Source organism: Pseudomonas sp. SG20052 (assembly GCF_031766055.1).
Classification (GTDB): Bacteria; Pseudomonadota; Gammaproteobacteria; order Pseudomonadales; family Pseudomonadaceae; genus Aquipseudomonas; species Aquipseudomonas mandelii.
In genome coordinates this window covers 737235-757146 of sequence record NZ_CP134498.1, presented here as the reverse complement: position 1 = coordinate 757146, position 19912 = coordinate 737235, and the positions used below count along the sequence as shown (strand labels likewise).

The following is a 19912-nucleotide window of genomic DNA, read 5'->3' as shown; positions in this document are numbered from 1 at the left end:
TGTCATGTCCAGGTTTGCTGCTGACACACGCTTGAGCCCTGCCCAAGCTTCTTTTGCCCCGAACGAATCGAGTATTCGTTTCAGGCACGCCACCGCCGTCCTTTGCAGCGCATTGCTGACATCCACGGTGCTGGCCAACGAACACGCGGGCCACGGTGAAGAACTGAGCCCGACGGTGATCACCGCCATTGCCCCGAGTTCGCCGCTGACCATCGTCACCAACCCCAAGGACCCGCGCCAACCCGTTCCGGCCAGCGACGGTGGCGACTACCTGAAAACCATCCCCGGCTTCGCCCTGGTACGCAACGGCGGCACCAACGGTGATCCAGTGCTGCGCGGCATGTTCGGTTCGCGACTGAACATCCTCACCAACGGCGGCCAATTGCTCGGCGCCTGCCCCGGCCGGATGGACGCGCCCACCTCCTACATCTCGCCGGAAACCTACGACAAACTCACCGTCATCAAAGGTCCGCAAACCGTACTGTGGGGACCGGGCGCATCGGCGGGCACGATCTTGTTCGAGCGTGAACCGGAAAGCTTCGGCGAACTCGGTACCCGCGTGAACGCCAGCGTATTGGCCGGCTCCAACGGCCGTTTTGACAAAGTGGTGGACGCCGCTGCCGGCGGGCCGCTGGGTTACGTGCGCGTGATCGGCAACACCGCGCACGCCGACGACTACAAGGACGGCAACAACGACACCGTGCCGTCGCGCTACGACAAATGGAACGGTGACGTGGCGCTCGGCTGGACGCCGGACGCCGACACCCTGCTGGAGCTGACCGCCGGCAAGGGCGATGGCGAGGCGCGTTACGCCGGGCGCGGCATGGACGGCTCGCAGTTCAAGCGTGAAAGCCTGGGCCTGCGGTTCGAAAAATCGAACATCGGCGAGGTGCTGGACAAGGTCGAAGCGCAGATCTACTACAACTACGCCGACCACGTGATGGACAACTACACGCTGCGCACGCCATCGGGCACCGGGATGATGGCCGGCCCAATGGCTTCCAACGTCGACCGCCGCACCCTCGGCGCGCGGATCAAGGCGACTTGGCGCTGGGCCGATGTGCAGTTGATCAGCGGCATCGATGCGCAGACCAACGAGCATCGCCAACGCGGCAGCATGGGCGTCGATACCTACAAGGACTTGCCGTATACCAAGGACGCCGACTTCCATAACTACGGAGTGTTCAGCGAACTGACCTGGTACGCCGCTGACCGTGACCGGTTGATTACTGGTGCACGCCTGGACCGTGCATCGGCCAAGGATTACCGGCAGACCACCGGTTCCGGGATGATGACTCGCCCCAACCCGACCGCCGACGAAACCCGCGCCGACACATTGCCAAGCGGCTTCCTGCGCTACGAACATGACCTCGCCGACAGCCCGACCACCCTCTACGCCGGCCTCGGTCACGCCCAGCGTTTCCCCGATTACTGGGAACTGTTTTCGCCCAAGTCCGGCCCCGCCGGATCGGTGAATGCCTTCGATTCGATCAAGCCTGAAAAAACCACCCAGCTCGATTTCGGCCTGCAATACAAGACCGAAGACCTCGAAGCCTGGGCCTCGGGTTATGTCGGCCAGGTGCGCGATTACATCTTGTTCAACTACACCCCGACCATGATGGGCACCACCTCCCAGGCGCAGAACATCGACGCGCGAATCATGGGCGGCGAACTCGGCGCGGCCTACCAGCTGACCAGCAACTGGAAGGCCGACGCGACACTGGCCTACGCCTGGGGCAAGAACAGCAGCGATGGCAACGCATTGCCGCAAATGCCGCCGCTGGACGCGCGTTTCGGCCTGACCTACAGCGAAGACAACTGGAGTGCCGGTGCCCTGTGGCGAGTGGTCGCGGCGCAAAACCGCATCGACCAGAACAAGGGCAACGTGGTCGGCAAGGACTTCGACAAGACCTCCGGTTTTGGCGTGTTCTCGCTCAATGGCGCCTACCGTATCAACAAAAACTGGAAGGTCAGCAGCGGCGTCGACAACCTGTTCGGCAAGGCTTACGCCGAGCATTTGAACCTGGCCGGCAACGCCGGTTTTGGCTACCCGGCCAATGACCCGCAGGCCATCAAAGAACCGGGGCGAACGCTCTGGACCAAGGTGGACATGAGCTTCTAAGAGTATCGCGGGCAAGCCCGCTCCCACATGGACAGTGGAGAACCTGTGGGAGCGAGCCTGCTCGCGATCGGTTGCGCAGCAACCGCAAAACAAACAACTAAAAGAACCATGCCAAAGCGGAGCACACGTGATGAAACAGCCCAAAGTAAATTTCTACAACCTGGCCTGGCGCTGGCATTTCTATGCCGGTCTGTTCGTCGCGCCATTCATGGTGATGCTGGCCTTGACCGGCGTCATCTACCTGTTCAAGCCGCAACTCGATCCGATGATGTACGGCAGCCTGATGAACGTACCGGCCGGGCATCACAGCGTCCCGGCCGATGACCTGCTCAAACGGGTGAAACAAGCGTACCCACACGCCACGATCAAACAGTACCTGCCGCCGGTCAACGCCGAGCGCAGCGCTCAGTTTGTCGTGATCAATGGCGGTAGCGAACTCAACGTATTCGTCGATCCCTATCAGGGCGACATCCTTGGCGAGCAAGACGCCAAGAAGAATCTGCAAGCGGTGGCGCGAGCGATTCATGGTGAATTGATGATCGGCACCGTCGGTGATCGATTGGTCGAACTGGCGGCCGGCTGGGGCGTCGTGCTGGTGGTTTCCGGCGTGTTTCTGTGGTGGCCGCGTGGCCAGGCGGCCGGTATTTTGTGGCCGCGCCTGACCAGTCGCGGTCGGGTGCTGTGGCGTGATTTGCATGCTGTGACCGGGTTCTGGGGCGCATCGTTGCTGCTGGTGATGCTGCTCAGCGGCATGACCTGGACCGGGTTCTGGGGCCAGAAATATGCGCAGGTGTGGAACGTGTTTCCGGCGGCAATGTGGGACAACGTGCCCAAATCGGATGTCGAGGCCCGCAGCCTCAACACTGCCACTCGCCAGACCGTGCCATGGGCGATGGAAAACACGCCGATGCCGATGTCCGGCGACCACGCCGAACACATGACCCACGATGGCGCCAAAGCCGGCCCCGCCGCACCGACCATCAGCCTGCAAGACGTGCAGAACATCGCCGTGCAACGCAAGGTCGAGCCGGGTTACAGCATCACCTTCCCGACCACCGACACCGGCGTGTTCACCATCGCCGTGTTCGCGGACGACCCGCGCAATGACGCCACTTTGCATGTCGACCAGTACACCGGCGATGTCCTCGCCGACGTGCGCTACGAGCAATACGGGACCGTCGCCCGCGCCACAGAGATCGGCGTGATGTTGCACGAAGGCAAGATGTTTGGCGTGTTCAACCAGATCGTCGTTCTGCTGATCTGCCTGATGATTTTGCTCAGCGCGGTCAGCGGCGTGGTGATCTGGTGGAAACGTCGTCCACAAGGCAAGTTCGGTGTTCCACCGCTGCGCCACGACCTGCCGAGATGGAAAACCGCGATGGTCATCATGTTCGCTCTGGCCGTGGCGTTTCCGTTGGTGGGGGCTTCGCTGGTGGTGGTGTGGGTACTGGATCGCGTGCTGTTTTCGCGATTCACCCGGCAAACTGAATCGGCCTCACCTTCTTCATGAAGCAGGCGAGATGCGCGATTTAGACGAATCTGTAGACTTGCCGCGCTTAGCTCGGCATCATCTTTAGTGTTACTGTATAACTCAAATACAGTGTTTTGATCAGCAGGCTCGCTCCCCAGGATTTGCGCGATCCCTTTGGGAGCGCGCTTGCCCGTAATGGCGTCATCAGCATCACCCACTCTCTCAGAGCAACTGAATGACCTCGCTGAACCTCTCAAACCTCGCTTGGACACCCCTGGGCCACGGCCACTGCCATCACCAGTTCCAGCTGCGTGAGGCGTCCCTGCAGGTGGCCGCCGGTGAGTTCGTCGGGTTGATCGGCCCCAACGGCAGCGGCAAGACCAGCCTGCTGCGCTGCGCTTATCGCTTCAGCAAGCCCGAGAGCGGCGAGGTCCGGCTCGACCACCATAACGTCTGGAAGCAATCCTCGCGCTGGTGCGCCCAACGCATCGCCGTGGTGTTGCAGGAGTTCCCCGATGCCTTCGGCCTGACCGTCGACGAGGTGGTCGCCATGGGCCGCACGCCGCACAAAGGCCTGTTCGGTGGCGACACGATTGAAGACCGGAATCTGGCAACTCAAGCCTTGGCGTCCGTCGGCCTCAGAGGCTTCGAAGACCACGCCTTCGCCACCCTCTCCGGCGGTGAAAAACAACGTGTGATCCTCGCCCGCGCCCTGGCTCAGCAACCGCAATTGCTGATCCTCGACGAGCCGACCAACCACCTCGACCCACGCTATCAACTGGAACTGTTGCAGCTGGTCAAACGCCTGAAAATCGGCACCCTGGCCAGCATCCACGACCTCAATCTGGCGGCCGCTTTCTGCGATCGTTTGTACGTGATCCATCACGGTCGCATCGTCGCCAGCGGCACGCCGAAAGAAGTCCTGAGCGCCCCGCTGCTGCGCGACGTGTTCGGCGTCGAAGCGCTGATCGATGAACACCCCTTGCACGGCTACCCACGAATTACCTGGATAACCCAACCATGACTTTGCGTTCCCTGCTTTGCTTCACGCTGTTGCTGGGCAGTGCCCACGCGCTGGCCGAGGCCACGAACTACCCGTTGACGATCCAGAGCTGCAACCGCGAAGTGACCTTCACGCAGGCGCCGAAACACGCGGTCAGCCACGACATCAACATGACCCAGATGATGCTCGCCCTTGGCCTCAAACCGCGCATGGCCGGCTACAGCGGCGTGTCCGGCTGGAAGTCAGTCACGCCCGAAATGCAGACCATCCTCGACGGCTTGCCCGAGCTGGCAGCCAAATACCCGTCGGTGGAAACCCTGCTCAATGCCAACGTCGACTTCTTCTTCGCCGGCTGGGATTACGGCATGCGCGTGGTTGGCGACCTCACGCCTCAAACGTTGCAACCGCTGGGCATCAATGTCTACGAGCTGACCGAGTCCTGCGCCTTTGTCATGAAGCGTCCACCGGCCAGCCTGGAAGACACCTACAACGACCTGCGCAACCTCGGCAAGATCTTCGACGTGCAGGACCGCGCCAATGCCCTGATCGCCCAAATGCAGGCGCAAGTCGCCGAGGTGCGCAAGGGTCTGCCCGCCGATAAACCGCGGGTGTTCCTTTACGACAGTGGCGAAGACCGCGCCATGACGTCCGGCCGCCTCGGCATGCCGCAGGCACTGATCGACGCCGCGGGCGGGCGCAACATTCTGGACGACGTCGAGGCGAGCTGGACCCGCGTCAACTGGGAAGACGTGGTCGAGCGCAACCCTCAGGTTATCGTGATCGTCGACTACGGCGAAGTCACCGCCGAACAGAAAGAACACTTCCTGCTCAGCAACAAGGCGCTGCAATCGGTGGACGCGATCAAAAACCAGCGTTTCATCGTGATTCCGTATGTGCAGGCCACGCCGGGCATCGACAACGTGCTGGCGGTTGAAACCCTGGCCAAAGGTTTCCACGGCGAATGATGGATCGTCGCTATGTCTTGCTGCTGGTGATGCTCGGCGCGCTGTTGCTGGTCTCGTGCGTGGTGTCGCTGGGCTTCGGTCCGGCGCGGGTTCCGGTGGACGTGGTGGGGCGGATCTTGCTGCACAAGGTGTTCGGTGTGGGTGAAGTGAGCTGGACTGCAGGGCAGGAGCACATTGTCTGGCTGATCCGCGTGCCGCGCATGCTGCTCGGTGCGCTGGTCGGTGCTGGCCTGGCGCTGATCGGCGCGGTGCTGCAAGCGGTGACGCGCAATCCATTGGCCGACCCGCACCTGCTCGGGGTCACTTCCGGTGCGACCCTTGGCGCGGTGATTGTGGTGCTGCACGTCGGTGAAATCGTCGGCCTGCTGACCTTGCCGATCGCGGCGTTTATCGGCGCGCTGCTGAGCATGTTGACCGTGCTGATGATCGCCAATCGCAACGGTCGTCTGGACAGTGACCGGCTACTGCTGTGCGGCGTGGCGGTGTCGTTCGTGATGATGGCGATTGCCAATTTGCTGCTGTTCCTCGGCGACCACCGGGCGAGTTCGGCGGTGATGTTCTGGATGCTCGGCGGGCTCGGGTTGGCGCGCTGGGAGTTGCTTGCGGTGCCGGCCGCCAGCGTGTTGCTGGGGTTGGTCTTGCTGCTAGGCATGGCCCGACCGTTGAATGCGCTGATGGCCGGCGAACAGACCGCCGTCACCCTCGGTTTGAACGCGCGTACCGTGCGCTTGCGGGTGTTTCTGATTGCATCGCTGATGACCGGCGTATTGGTGTCGATCAGCGGGTCGATCGGGTTTGTCGGGCTGATGGTGCCGCACATTGCCCGTCGACTGGTCGGGGCCGAGCACCGGCGATTGTTACCGGCGTGTGTATTGCTGGGCAGCGTGTTTCTGGTGTGGGTCGACGTCGCCGCGCGCACCCTGATCGCCCCCGAGGACTTGCCGATTGGCGTGGCCACGGCGGCGATTGGCGGGTTGTTTTTCATCGGCCTCATGCAGCGTCGCTGAGCCATGCCAACCGGAGGGGGGCACGGCTCATCCGGCGCTCAGATCAATGAACGCTGCACTTCACAGTTCGTCACGATCTGGCTTCGTCGCCGGTTGCACAGGGGGCTGCCAGGTCGCATTCAATCGCCCGCGACGTTGCCAGTAACCATCGGTGTCCAGTACCTCAAGCAATCCGACACTGGCGAGCGCGGCGAGGTACGCAGCGACCCCGTCCTTCGCCTCCTCGTTGAACAAGGCCGTTTCCTGTGGCGAGAAGCTGGGGGTGAATTTGAACAGGGCCCCGCCACGACCGGTGAAATAGCAACAGCCCCCGGAGACACCGCTCTTTTTCACAACATCTCTGCAGAACCACAGGTCGGCCAAGGCCAGGTTATCCATCAGTAATCGATCAGACGCAGTGGGGTCCTTCACGAACAGGTTGAAGCGTTTGTAGAACTGATGAACAGCCGCCCATTTGTAGTCCTGCGGAAAAACCGGCAACGGCAAAGGCTGCGCACCCGGCACCGTGACCGGTGCAATGGGCCCACCCGGCCCTGAGTAAAACAGCGTACTGGCAGCCCCACTGTTGACGCCGTCCTCATGCGGCTCGACGGCCACGAACGAAGAAGACGCCTGATGGATCAGCACGCCACCCAGATACGGTTGGCCGACGTACTCGCCAATCAATCGCTGCGCCAAGCGAGCCGCATCATCGGCATGGGCGAAGACGGGGCCGAGCGCAAACCGGTTGTCCTGCTCCCACTTGATCAGCTCGATGCCGGTTTTGACACCCCGGGCATCAACCCTGAGCGGCGACCAGAAAGCGCTGCGCACCACGACCTGCAACTCACCGTTGGCGATGACTTTGCGCAGGTAGTCAATCAGCGATTCCCGGCCTGATTGCAGGATTTTCTCGTAGGCCACCGTGGCATGAAACAGGGTCCACTCAGGTGCCTTGGCCCTGGGGGCATAGCGCAACAAGGCGCCGTCGGCGCAGGAGATGTAGACGTTGAGGTACGTGGATCCTTCAGCCGTGCGCACACCGACAGCGCCCAGCCCGTAGGACAGGTCCCGAGGCGAGATGAAGCTCTGCGTCACGTCATGGGGCAATCGTCCCGGGCTTGTCGACGGACACAAATAAATGCCCTCGACTCGATACCCCAACGGTAGCAACCCTTGGGGAAATACCCGCTCGACCGTGAGATGCCCTTGCCGCCCGTCGATCGGCAGCGTCGTCACGTACCGTTCACCGTTCAGTCCCTTGAGCACAAAGCCGAACATCAGGCTGGCACGGGCGCCTACCGTGCGATGGACATGGCGCATGGCATCGTCTACCTGCGTGAAGACCGGGCTGAGCGCCGGCTCGGTAATGGCAAATCGATGCACGTCCGACGAGATAATCCCCGGATAAGCACTCCAGTGCGACAGTTGCCTGGCCTCGCCCCACAGTCGGCTCCCCCGAATCACTTGCAACCGGCCGGCCCTTGCAACCTGATTGACATACTCGCTCGGTGTTAGCGTGCCGTTGCGCATCTGCAGTTCTATCGGGGTATGTTGGCGCTGCAATTGGCTGGGTGGCGCCAATGCCCGGGCGAGTTGCTTTTCGCCGGCGCTTGCACTGAGGGTGTAGCTGATCAGGCTGCCGTCGAGCCCCAGCAGGTATTCCTTGCCGGGCGACAGAGACGGAGAATCCCCGGAGCCGGTCAGAATGTCCGCCAGAAAATCCGTGGAAAACATCGCCTGGTACACGTCCCGCTCGCGGTCCGACAGCGCGAAAATCGGTTCGACCGGGATTCGGGAATGGTACCGGGCGACGACCGTACTCCCGGTCAGAAACAAACCCTGTTCAATCAATTCATCCAGACGAATCCAGTTGGCAGGGAAGTTCTCGACCTCCACGGCCACGGGCAACGTTGCGACAAACAAGCCATCGGCGCGACGCAGCACCAGGCCGCCGTAGACCCACTCACGCCGTGAGCCCAACTGCGCCAGCGCATAGCCCGCGGCATCGTCCTGCGACACAAAGACCGGACTGAGGGCTCGCCGCTGGATCTGCACGAAAGGTGTCCAGTCAGGTCCGACACTCCCCGGCTCGTCCCACAGCTCACTGGTGCGCAGCACCTTCAGTTCTCCGGCCTTGGCGAGCATTTGAATGACGTTGGCATAGGGTCGTGTGTCCTTGCCCAATGCTGACGTCAGTTGCTGCACACCCTGATTGTCGAGTTGTGTTGAGGAGGCCGAGTACTGGTAACGCAACAATGCCCCATCCAGTGTTGCGATAAAAATGTTCAGGTCCTGAAAATGCGTCAGACGTTGCGTGCCCTTGTCGTCGTAGATCGCTGCAGCCAAATCGCTGATGGACGCAAAATGCCGGGCAAACCAGGCCTCCGTGGTCGATAACCCTTTAGGCATCCAGCTTGCCGCGTAATAAAGCCCGAGGGTCCTGAACTCGTCGATCAATACGGGAGCGCCAAAGTCGCTTGCCTGGTTCAGCGCCCCCAGGCCCCTGGGCGTAACCGTTTCGGTCGCCACGTACTCCTCGCGCGCCTTGTGCTTGAGGATGAATCCCCAACCCGCCGCGGCTGCGCGGTAGTCATGCCGGGCACGATGGCGGGCGTTCAACACGGCGTCTTCGGCGCTGGTAAAAATCGCCCCCAGCACGGGAGCGGCAATGTCTGTGCGGGCGGCCTCGTTATTTGACTGATCACCCAGCACCGTTCCCCGCGGCCCCCACACGTCGCTGCCGACCACCACGCGTAATCTGCCGGTGCCGGCCAGTTCGTCGACCACTGCACTGGGCTCAAGTGTGCCGGCTGCCAGCTCCTGGTCTATCAGCGTTTTGCCATCGGCGAGTACGGCCGCCCGCTGTTGCAGGCGGTTGCGAGCCGCCACTTTCGATACATCGGGGCTGTAAACCAACAGGGCGTCGGCTGAACCGGACAGGTAGAAATCAACAACATGCGCACGCTTGTCGAGCACCGAGCGAATGTCTTCGGTGGTGAACATTTGTGCGTGGATCAGTTGCTCTTGCAAGTCAGTACGCACAATGGCTCCGGCATCCGCTTGCCAACGCGAGGCGAACAGCCCATGAAAAGAGTGACCCTCGACCAACACGATCGGTGCCCCGGTAGCGTCGAGGGGGCAGAGCCTGTCCAGTGCAAACCGTTTTGCGGCAAACACCGGCTCGGTGGCGACGAAACGTTGGTTTCGATCCTGCAAAACCATCCCGACGAAGCCCTGTTCACGCCGGCTGCCAATATATTCATGAGCAAAACGGGCGGCATCGTCCGCCATGAGGAAAGCGGGACTCAAGCGCCTCGACCGGGCATAGGGTTGCCAGTCAGGCCCCACGATCCCGACAACATCCCAAAGCGCGCTGTCCTTCAGCACCGTCAGCTCGCCAGCCGCTGCCACCTGTCCGATGTAATCCGCAGGCTTGAGCGTACCGGTCTTCAGTCGCACGTTGAGATCCGCGCTGTCCTCCAGCGGTACTTCACGCAGGTGCGCCGAAGGTCGGTATTGCAACACGGCGCCGTCCCGGGTCCGGGCGTACACCTTGAGGTAGTCCGGGTACTCCTGCCGGTGGACATCTTCCAGCGAAAACCTGATGCCCGTAGCCAACTCCTGCGGTGAAAAAAAGCGCTCATAAAGCCAGGGCTCGCCGGCGCTCTGAGACGCATCACCCTGCGGCATGAAGTAGACGCCGTTCAGGTCGAAATCGAGCAGGCGCTCCAGCGTGCGATCGGCATTCATCGGGAAGGACTTGAACAGTTCGGCTGCCGGCTCGCTGGAAAGCACCGGATAGGTCGCCATGCACTGCGCGCTGCCGGCAGAGGTCACGACAAACCCCAGATAAACGCTGCCGGTGGATGCGGTTACTGTGGCGGCGGCCGCTTCGATGGCCTTGTCCACCTGGTCGAACACCGCACAAAAAAACGGCTGTACCGACGTCGAACTTCTCACCGCAGCCGTACCGAGCGTCCAGTTCGTCGGCACGTTTCCTCGCACGCCTCCCCACGGTGCATTGGCTACCAGTACGCTCAGGGTGCCGGTCTGGGCGACTTTCTGAATCAGTTGCTCAACGTCGGAGAACGGCCCGAAAGCCTTGACGCCCAGCTCAATGAGTTCTTCCTCTTCTGCCGGCTGAGTGGACTCGTACTTGATCAACGAGCCATCCGGCCCCGACAAATAATGACGCTGGCCATAGGCGCCCGGGTCCTGCATGTGACTCAGGAGATGTGCTCTGGAAAAAAATCCGAGGCTCAACGTGATCTGCTCAGTCGTCCAGCGCGGATGAATACGCTGGACGTCAGCGTGACTGGCCGCGTGGGACAAGTAATACGCCGCGCCCCTGTAGCCGGGTGGGGCAAACAGCTCTTGGGGGTTTTCAGAAGATGACAGAAAGTCGAAATCGAAATGCCTCATCCTTCCCGCCACCGGCAATGTGGGCTGAAATTTTCCGTCGCCACGCTGCAAGATCACACCGCCGTAAGTCTTGTCATGGCGCGCGCCGATCTGCCGGTGAGCCCAGTAGGCCGCGTCATCCGCGCTGATGAAGGTCGGCCCCAGGGCAGGAAAGGTTGCTGCGCGTCGGGGTGCTGAAGGTGTACTGATAGAGATGCCGTTCATGCGCTGCTCACTCAACTGAGAAGCCACGATGATCAAGATCCCGGAGCGCGGCAGGTGGTACATATATATCGCTACCGTTTTTTTTGCTTTGCCGCACCCGGCACCAATGCTGCGCACGGCGGTGCACCCGCGCCTTCATCAAGCCCCAGTCTGGTGCGTCATCACGTTCACCGAGGGCTCTATTTCAATATTTCCCTGCCTTTTCCGAACAGGCACAGCCCTTGCTAAAGACCCTTCAGTAGTCCGCATCTGCCAACCCAGAAAAAATTCTAATGTTCATGGAGATCGCACAATGAAGCGTCGTAGCTTGATCAAGGCTTTCACACTCACGGCAAGCATTGCCGCGATGGGCATGACCTGGACCGTCCAGGCCGCCGAGACCATCAAGGTCGGTATTCTGCACTCGTTGTCCGGGACCATGGCGATCTCCGAAACCTCGCTCAAAGACATGGCGTTGATGACCATCGACGAGATCAACGCCAAGGGCGGCGTGAACGGCAAGATGCTGGAACCGGTGGTCGTGGACCCCGCGTCGAACTGGCCGCTGTTCGCGGAAAAGGGTCGTCAGTTGCTGACCCAGGACAAGGTCGCCGTGGTGTTCGGTTGCTGGACGTCGGTGTCGCGTAAATCGGTATTGCCGGTGTTTGAAGAACTCAACGGCTTGCTGTTCTACCCGGTGCAATACGAAGGCGAAGAGATGTCGCCTAACGTGTTCTACACCGGTGCCGCGCCGAACCAACAGGCGATCCCGGCGGTGGAGTACCTGATGAGCGAAGAAGGCGGCAGCGCCAAGCGTTACTTCCTGCTGGGCACCGACTACGTTTACCCGCGCACCACCAACAAGATTCTGCGCTCGTTCCTGCACTCCAAAGGCGTAGCGGACAAGGACATCGAAGAGGTCTACACCCCGTTCGGCCACAGCGATTACCAGACCATCGTGGCCAACATCAAGAAATTCTCGGCCGGAGGCAAGACAGCGGTCATTTCCACCGTCAACGGCGACTCCAACGTGCCGTTCTATAAAGAACTGGCCAACCAGGGCCTGAAAGCGACTGACGTTCCGGTTGTAGCGTTCTCGGTCGGCGAAGAAGAACTGCGCGGCATCGACACCAAACCGCTGGTGGGCAACCTCGCGGCCTGGAACTACTTCGAGTCGGTCGAGAACCCGGCGAACAAAAAATTCGTGGCCGACTGGAAAGCCTACGCGAAGAAACACAACCTGCCGGGCGCCGACAAAGCGGTGACCAACGACCCGATGGAAGCCACTTACGTGGGCATCCACATGTGGGCGCAAGCGGCTGAGAAAGCCAAATCCACCGACGTCGACAAAGTCCGCGAAGCGCTCGCCGGCCAGACCTTTGCCGCGCCGTCGGGTTACACGCTGACCATGGACAAGACCAACCACCACCTGCACAAGCCCGTGATGATCGGCGAAATACAGGCCGACGGTCAGTTCAACGTCGTGTGGCAGACCGAAGGGCCGATCCGTGCCCAGCCTTGGAGCCCGTTCATTTCGGGTAACGACAAGAAGCCGGATTATGCGGTGAAGAGCAACTAAATCACTGGATGTCGGCCTGAGCACTTCATTCAGGACCGACACAAATCCCTGTAGGAGTGAGCCTGCTCGCGATAGCGGTGGGACAGACAACAGACCTGTTGATTGATAGACCGCTATCGCGAGCAGGCTCACTCCTACATTTAGCCCGCGCAAGGCCTTACATATGCCCACCGCCCTTTACCGCTTGATCTTTGCACTCGCGCTCTTACTGCCGATGGCCGCGCATTCCGGCGACGCCGAAGACTTCGTCGCCGCCAATCCCGTGCAGCAAGCCAAGCTTCTGGAGTCCTGGGCTGCGCAGCCCGATCCTGCCCGCATCGAACTGATCAACGCCCTGCAACAAGGCGAGTTGACCGTCGACGGCCAAGCCAAAACCCTGCGCCTGAACAATCGTCTGCGGGGGCTGATCGACACCGCGCTGGCCAGCCACCAATTGCTCGCCGCCGACGCCAAAATCCGTCTGGCCGCCGCGCAGCAATTGCAGAAAAGTGCCAAACCGGCCCAGCTGAAATTCCTCGACCAACAACTGGCCGGCGAAAAAGATGAAACCGTCCACGCAGCCCTGAGCCTGGCGCTGGCCAACCTGCAACTGGTCGACACCGACCCGGCCGTGCGCCTCGCGGCGGTGCGCCTGCTCGGCGAAACCGGCGATCCGCTGGCCCGCACCCGCCTCGAAAGCCTGCTGGAGCCGGGCATTGAAACAGACGCCAACGTGCGCACCGCTGCCGAAACCAGCCTGGCCCAGGTCAAACGTAAACTGCTGATCGGCGAAATCCTCGGGCAAGCGTTCAGCGGCATGTCCCTGGGCTCGATCCTGCTGCTCGCCGCCCTGGGACTGGCGATCACCTTCGGTCTGCTCGGCGTGATCAACATGGCCCACGGCGAAATGCTGATGCTCGGCGCGTACTCGACCTACGTGGTGCAGCTGATGTTCCAGCGCTTTGCCCCGCAAGCCATCGAGTTCTACCCGCTGATCGCGTTGCCGGTGGCGTTCTTCGTCACTGCCGCAATCGGCATGGCGCTGGAACGCACGGTGATTCGTCACCTCTACGGCCGCCCGCTGGAAACCCTGCTCGCGACCTGGGGCATCAGCCTCATGCTGATTCAGCTGGTGCGTTTGGTGTTCGGCGCGCAGAACGTCGAAGTGGCCAACCCGGCCTGGCTCTCGGGCGGGATTCAAGTGCTGCCCAACCTCGTGCTGCCGTACAACCGCATCGTGATCATCGCCTTCGCCTTGTTCGTGGTCGTGCTGACCTGGCTGCTCCTGAACAAGACGCGCCTGGGTTTGAACGTGCGCGCCGTCACCCAGAACCGCAACATGGCCGCGTGCTGCGGCGTGCCGACCGGGCGCGTGGACATGCTCGCGTTCGGCCTCGGCTCCGGCATTGCCGGGCTCGGCGGCGTCGCGCTCAGCCAGATCGGCAACGTCGGCCCGGACCTTGGCCAGAGCTACATCATCGACTCGTTCCTGGTGGTGGTGCTCGGCGGTGTCGGTCAGTTGGCCGGTAGTGTCCTGGCCGCCTTCGGCCTGGGCATCGCCAACAAGATTCTCGAACCGCAGATCGGCGCCGTGCTCGGCAAGATCCTGATCCTCGCGCTGATCATTCTGTTCATCCAGAAGCGTCCGCAAGGCCTCTTCGCACTGAAAGGACGGGTGATCGACTGATGAACCAGCCCCTGATGCTCACGGCCAGCCAAAAGGCCGGTCCCAAAGTCACCATCGCTGTTGGCGCGGTGATTCTGGTTCTGCTGCTGGCGTTGCCGCTGCTCTCACTGTTGTCGCCGGACAGTGTGTTCCACGTCTCGGCCTACACCCTGACGCTGGTGGGAAAAATCCTTTGCTACGCCATCGTCGCCCTCGCCCTCGATCTGGTCTGGGGTTACGCGGGGCTGTTGTCCCTCGGCCACGGCCTGTTCTTCGCCCTCGGCGGTTATGCGATGGGCATGTACTTGATGCGCCAGGCCTCAGGCGATGGCTTGCCGGCGTTCATGACCTTCCTGTCGTGGACCGAACTGCCGTGGTACTGGACCGGCACCAGCAGCTTTCTCTGGTCGATGTGCCTGGTGGTGTTGGCGCCGGGGTTGCTGGCGTTGGTGTTCGGGTTTTTCGCCTTCCGTTCGCGGATCAAGGGCGTGTATTTCTCGATCATGACCCAGGCCCTGACCTTCGCCGGGATGCTGCTGTTTTTCCGCAACGAAACCGGGTTTGGTGGCAACAACGGCTTCACCAACTTCCGCACCATTCTCGGCTTTGGCATTACCGAGCCGGGCACGCGCGCGGTGCTGTTTTTCGCCACGGTGGTGTTGCTGGTGGCGAGTCTGTTTATCGGCTGGCGCCTGGCGCAGAGCAAGTTCGGCCGGGTGCTGACCGCGTTGCGCGATGCGGAAAACCGCCTGATGTTCTGCGGCTACGACCCGCGGGGTTTCAAGCTGTTTGTCTGGGTCTTGAGTGCGGTGCTGTGTGGTCTGGCTGGCGCACTGTACGTGCCGCAAGTCGGAATCATCAACCCGAGTGAAATGTCGCCGACCAACTCCATTGAAGCAGCCGTATGGGTGGCCCTCGGTGGTCGCGGCACGCTGATCGGTCCGCTGCTCGGCGCTGGCGTGGTCAACGGCATGAAGAGCTGGTTCACCGTGGCATTCCCCGAATACTGGCTGTTCTTCCTCGGCGCGCTGTTCATCGTCGTGACCTTGTACCTGCCCAAAGGCGTGATCGGTCTGCTGAAAAAGAGAGGTGAGCAATGAGAGTCACTGCGACGGCTGAATTCATGCTCGAACCGGCATTTTTTCCTGTGGAGCCCAACAAGGACGCCGGCAGCAGCCGCGATGCCATCGGCCTCGGGCAACGTGTCGGCCCTGGCCTGGACACACGCCACGGCACGATCCTGACCCTGGAAGACATCAGCGTCAGCTTCGATGGTTTCAAGGCGCTCAACGCTCTGAACCTGTACATCGGCGTCGGCGAATTGCGCTGCATCATCGGCCCCAACGGCGCGGGCAAGACCACGCTGATGGACGTTATCACCGGCAAGACTCGCCCCAGTCACGGCAAAGCCTGGTTCGGTGAAACCCTGGACCTGACGTCGATGAGCGAAGTGCAGATTGCCCAGGCCGGCATCGGCCGCAAGTTCCAGAAGCCGACGGTGTTCGAAGCCTTGAGCGTGTTCGAGAACCTGGAGCTGGCGCAGAAAACCGACAAGTCGGTGTGGGCCAGCCTGCGGGCTCGCCTCAGTGGCGAACAGAAAGATCGCATCAGCGAGGTGCTGGAAACCATTCGCCTGACGGCCTCGGTCAATCGCCCGGCGGGTCTGTTGTCCCACGGCCAGAAGCAGTTTCTGGAGATCGGCATGCTGCTCATGCAAGACCCGCAACTGCTGCTGCTCGACGAGCCGGTGGCGGGCATGACCGATGCCGAGACCGAGTTCACCGCCGAACTGTTCAAAAGCCTGGCCGGCAAGCATTCGCTGATGGTGGTGGAGCACGACATGGGTTTTGTCGGCTCGATTGCCGACCACGTCACCGTGTTGCACCAGGGCAGCGTGCTGGCCGAAGGGTCGCTGGAACAGGTGCAGGAAAACGAGCGTGTAATCGAGGTTTATCTCGGAAGATGATTTTGCTCCCGTAGGAGCGAGGCTTGCCCGCGAAGCTTTTGGCGGCCTCGAGGCCCCCTTCGCGGGCAAGCCTCGCTCCTACAGGGGATTTGAGGGGAATTTGAAGATGCTGCAAGTCGACAAACTGCACCAGTATTACGGTGGTAGCCACATCCTGCGGGGCCTGACGTTTGACGTGAAGGTCGGTGAAGTGACGTGCCTGCTGGGGCGCAACGGCGTGGGCAAGACCACCCTGCTCAAATGCCTGATGGGTTTGCTGCCGGCCAAGGAAGGCGCGGTGAACTGGGAAGGCAAACCGATCACCACGTTCAAGCCGCACCAGCGGGTGCATGCCGGGATCGCCTATGTGCCTCAGGGCCGCGAAATTTTCGGCCGCCTGACCGTGGAAGAAAACCTGCTGATGGGCCTTTCGCGATTTCCTGGTTCTGAGGCCAAGGAAGTGCCGGCCTTCATCTACGAGCTGTTCCCGGTATTGCTGCAAATGAAGCAACGGCGTGGCGGTGACTTGTCCGGCGGCCAACAGCAGCAATTGGCGATTGGTCGCGCACTGGCCAGCCGTCCACGGCTGTTGATTCTCGATGAGCCCACCGAAGGCATCCAGCCGTCGGTGATCAAGGAGATCGGCGTGGTGATCAAGAAGCTCGCGGCCCGGGGCGACATGGCGATTCTGCTGGTCGAGCAGTTCTACGATTTCGCCGCCGAACTGGCCGACCAGTACCTGGTGATGTCCCGCGGCGAGATCGTGCAGCAAGGTCGCGGCGAAAATATGGAAGCCGAGGGTGTACGCGGTCTGGTTACGATCTAATCTGAAGCGTCCTGACGATAACTAGAAGACATGAACTTACCTCTCCCCACTGCCCTGTTTACCCCGAGCTGGCATGCCGAGCTGGAATTGGGCTACGCCCGGTTCGGCGACAGCACGCGCCCGGTCCAGCGCCGGCATAAAGGTCCGCTGCGGGTGCAGAAGCACCTGTATGCCGAAGGGCCGCAAGTGTGCCAGCACATCATCGTTCATCCGCCGGGCGGCATCGCAGGCGGTGATCGACTGGACATCTCGGCCAGCGTCGGCCCGGATGCCTGGGCGCAAATCACCAGCCCGGGCGCTGCCAAATGGTATCGCGCGGCGGGGCCCGCCTATCAGCAGCTGACGTTGAAAGTGGCGTGTGGTGCGACACTGGAATGGCTGCCGCAAGAGACGATTATCTTCAGCGACGCCCAGGCCGAACTCGGCACCTCGATTGATCTGGAGGGCGACGCCCGGCTGTTTTACTGGGACGTCGTGGCGCTGGGTCGCCCGGCCAGTGGCGAGCGCTTCGACCTCGGGTATTTTCAGGCGCAACTGGACATCCGCCGCGACGGCCAGTTGCTCTGGCACGAACGCCAGCGCATTGTCGGGGATGACGGGCTGCTCGACTCGCCGATTGGCCTGGATGGGCAGCCGGTGTTTGCGACGTTGCTGGTCACGGGTGAGATCGATAGCGAACTGCTGGAAACCTGTCGCTCGCTGCCCAATGAAGTGCGCGGGGATCTGACGCAATTGCCGGGGCTTCTGGTGGCTCGGTGTCTGGCCAGTGAGGCGCTGTTGGCGCGGGGCTGGATGATTGATTTGTGGCGGTTGCTGAGACCTGCGTTGCTCGGCAGGGAAGCGGTCCCACCCAGAATATGGAGCACCTGAAACACTTTCCAATGTGGGAGCGAGCCTGCTCACGAAGGCGCGGTGTCATTCAACATAGATGCTGATTGGCCCGCCGCCTTCGCGAGCAGGCTCGCTCCCACAAGGTTTGTATTCACAGTTCCAATGACCTTTTTAACTGCCCTGATGGATTCCAAACGATGGACCTGACCCCACGCGAAAAAGACAAGCTGCTGATCTTCACCGCAGGCCTCGTGGCCGAGCGGCGTTTGGCGCGCGGCGTGAAACTCAATTACCCGGAAGCCATGGCCTACATCTCCGCTGCGCTGCTCGAAGGCGCGCGTGACGGCCAGACCGTGGCCGAACTGATGCACTTCGGCACCACCCTGCTCAGCCGCGAACAAGTGATGGAAGGCATCCCGGAAATGATCCCGGAGATCCAGGTCGAAGCGACGTTCCCCGACGGCACCAAACTGGTCACCGTTCACCAACCCATCGCCTGAGGACGCGTCATGACCTATCACATCCGCGACGCGCTGCACGCCGATCTGCCGGCGATCCGCGACATCTACAACGACGCCGTGCTCCACACCACGGCGATCTGGAACGAACAGGCCGTGGACCTGGGCAACCGTCAGGCATGGTTCAGCGCCCGGCAAGCCCAGGGTTATCCGATCCTGGTGATCGTCGACGGCGATAACAGTGTGCTGGGCTACGCTTCATTTGGTGACTGGCGGCCGTTCGACGGTTTTCGCCACACCGTCGAGCACTCGGTCTACGTGCGTAGCGACCAGCGTGGCAACGGTCTCGGCCCGCAATTGATGACGGTGCTGATCGAGCGCGCCAAAGACTGCGACAAACATGTCATGGTCGCTGCCATCGAAAGCGGCAACGCCGCTTCCATCCGTTTGCATGAACGGGCCGGTTTCGTGACCACCGGGCAAATGCCGCAGGTGGGCACCAAGTTCGGCCGCTGGCTGGACCTGACCTTCATGCAACTGACCCTCAATCCTGGCGCGGAGCCGCCGCCCGCCAACAAGGAGTAATTGCCGATGAACGCTGCCCAACTGCGCCGCGTCAATGTTGAAAGCTTTGCGCACTATCGTCAGGGTTTGATTGATTTGCTGCTCGACGCCGTCGGCTATGGCGCCAGTGTCGGGTTCATGGCCAATCTGGACGCCACTCAGGCCCGCGCCTATTTCGATGAGGTTCAGGACAACCTGAACAAGGGCAACGTACTGCTGTGGGTGGTGGTCAAGGACGAGCAAGTGCAGGCCAGCGTGCAACTGACCCTGTGCCAGAAAGCCAACGGCCTTAACCGTGCCGAAGTGCAGAAACTGCTGGTGCGCGAACATGCGCGCCGCCGTGGTCTGGGCCAACAATTGATGAGCGCGCTGGAACAGGCCGCGCTCCAGCACAAACGCGGCATGCTTTACCTCGACACCGAAGCCGGCTCCCCCGCCGAAGACTTCTACAAGGCCCTGGGTTACACCAAGGCAGGTCAAATCCCTGATTACGCCTGCGACCCGAGCGGCCAGTACAAACCGACCGCCCTCTACTACAAGATTCTTCAGGGAGCCCACTGATGATTCCCGGTGAATACCAGATCCAGCCCGGCGACATCGAACTCAACGTTGGCCGTCGCACTGTCAGCCTGAAAGTGGCCAACAGTGGCGACCGGCCGATCCAGGTCGGCTCGCACTACCACTTCTTCGAAACCAACGACGCCTTGACCTTCGACCGCGCCGCCAGTCGCGGCATGCGCCTGAACATCCCCGCCGGCACCGCCGTGCGCTTCGAGCCGGGACAGAGTCGCGAGGTCGAGTTGGTGGACCTGGCCGGGCATCGTCGGGTGTTCGGGTTTGCCGGCAGGATCATGGGTGACCTCTAAGGAATGCGGTGTCTGCACCGACCCCATCGCGAGCAGGCTCGCT

16 protein-coding genes are annotated in these 19912 nt (G+C 61.5%); 15 read left to right on the top strand and 1 reads right to left on the bottom strand.

The genetic code is table 11. The features are described from left to right. The first annotated feature begins 4 nt into the window (after positions 1–4). The 5 genes from RHP74_RS03365 (at position 5) to RHP74_RS03345 (ending at position 6568) form a co-directional block, all read left to right on the top strand. Positions 5–2122 (top strand): TonB-dependent copper receptor, encoded by a 2118-nt coding sequence (locus tag RHP74_RS03365; RefSeq protein WP_311097814.1) that lies wholly within the window; start codon positions 5–7, stop codon positions 2120–2122. 130 nt (positions 2123–2252) lie between these two features. Beyond that, positions 2253–3632 (top strand): PepSY domain-containing protein, encoded by a 1380-nt coding sequence (locus RHP74_RS03360; RefSeq protein ID WP_154502869.1) that lies wholly within the window; start codon positions 2253–2255, stop codon positions 3630–3632. A 196-nt stretch (positions 3633–3828) separates the two neighbouring features. Next, the gene (locus RHP74_RS03355) at positions 3829–4617 is read left to right on the top strand and encodes an ABC transporter ATP-binding protein (RefSeq protein WP_077748956.1); all 789 of its coding nucleotides are present in this window, start codon (positions 3829–3831) and stop codon (positions 4615–4617) included. Then, positions 4614–5561, top strand: coding sequence for an ABC transporter substrate-binding protein (locus RHP74_RS03350; RefSeq protein ID WP_311097811.1), 948 nt, complete (start codon positions 4614–4616; stop codon positions 5559–5561). Before RHP74_RS03355 ends, RHP74_RS03350 begins: the two co-directional genes overlap by 4 nt. Continuing rightward, a complete protein-coding gene (locus tag RHP74_RS03345; protein WP_311097808.1) occupies positions 5558–6568 on the top strand; it encodes an iron ABC transporter permease in 1011 nt (336 codons plus the stop codon). Before RHP74_RS03350 ends, RHP74_RS03345 begins: the two co-directional genes overlap by 4 nt. 60 nt (positions 6569–6628) lie before the next feature. Here RHP74_RS03345 and RHP74_RS03340 read toward each other — a convergent pair whose 3' ends face one another. Continuing rightward, entirely contained in the window at positions 6629–11176 is a 4548-nt protein-coding gene (locus RHP74_RS03340; protein WP_311097806.1) for a hypothetical protein, read from the bottom strand. A gap of 292 nt (positions 11177–11468) precedes the next feature. Between RHP74_RS03340 and urtA the strand changes: the two genes are divergently transcribed. The 10 genes from urtA to RHP74_RS03290 all read left to right on the top strand — a co-directional run bounded on the left by urtA (position 11469) and on the right by RHP74_RS03290 (position 19869). Continuing rightward, on the top strand, positions 11469–12734 hold the full coding sequence (urtA, locus tag RHP74_RS03335) for an urea ABC transporter substrate-binding protein (RefSeq protein ID WP_010463931.1): 1266 nt from the start codon (positions 11469–11471) through the stop codon (positions 12732–12734). 163 nt (positions 12735–12897) lie between these two features. Next, positions 12898–14400, top strand: coding sequence for an urea ABC transporter permease subunit UrtB (gene urtB, locus RHP74_RS03330; protein ID WP_010463933.1), 1503 nt, complete (start codon positions 12898–12900; stop codon positions 14398–14400). Further along, positions 14400–15479: an urea ABC transporter permease subunit UrtC gene (gene urtC / locus RHP74_RS03325; RefSeq protein ID WP_010464088.1), complete on the top strand. Its 1080-nt coding sequence runs from the start codon at positions 14400–14402 to the stop codon at positions 15477–15479. The genes urtB and urtC overlap by 1 nt, the downstream gene beginning before the upstream one ends. Then, positions 15476–16345 (top strand): urea ABC transporter ATP-binding protein UrtD, encoded by an 870-nt coding sequence (gene urtD, locus RHP74_RS03320; protein ID WP_010464089.1) that lies wholly within the window; start codon positions 15476–15478, stop codon positions 16343–16345. Before urtC ends, urtD begins: the two co-directional genes overlap by 4 nt. 106 nt (positions 16346–16451) lie before the next feature. After that, on the top strand, positions 16452–17150 hold the full coding sequence (gene urtE, locus RHP74_RS03315; protein ID WP_077748951.1) for an urea ABC transporter ATP-binding subunit UrtE: 699 nt from the start codon (positions 16452–16454) through the stop codon (positions 17148–17150). Positions 17151–17180: 30 nt separating this feature from the next. Next, positions 17181–18020 carry an urease accessory protein UreD gene (locus tag RHP74_RS03310; RefSeq protein ID WP_154502845.1) on the top strand — a complete coding sequence of 280 codons (840 nt, stop codon included), beginning with the start codon at positions 17181–17183 and terminating at the stop codon, positions 18018–18020. Between the two features lie 158 nt (positions 18021–18178). Continuing rightward, positions 18179–18481 carry an urease subunit gamma gene (ureA, locus tag RHP74_RS03305; protein WP_007907366.1) on the top strand — a complete coding sequence of 101 codons (303 nt, stop codon included), beginning with the start codon at positions 18179–18181 and terminating at the stop codon, positions 18479–18481. 9 nt (positions 18482–18490) lie between these two features. After that, positions 18491–19024: an N-acetyltransferase family protein gene (locus tag RHP74_RS03300; protein ID WP_311097793.1), complete on the top strand. Its 534-nt coding sequence runs from the start codon at positions 18491–18493 to the stop codon at positions 19022–19024. A gap of 6 nt (positions 19025–19030) precedes the next feature. Further along, a complete protein-coding gene (locus tag RHP74_RS03295; RefSeq protein ID WP_010464097.1) occupies positions 19031–19564 on the top strand; it encodes a GNAT family N-acetyltransferase in 534 nt (177 codons plus the stop codon). Beyond that, a complete protein-coding gene (locus tag RHP74_RS03290; protein WP_008146494.1) occupies positions 19564–19869 on the top strand; it encodes an urease subunit beta in 306 nt (101 codons plus the stop codon). The genes RHP74_RS03295 and RHP74_RS03290 overlap by 1 nt, the downstream gene beginning before the upstream one ends. Positions 19870–19912: the final 43 nt, after the last annotated feature.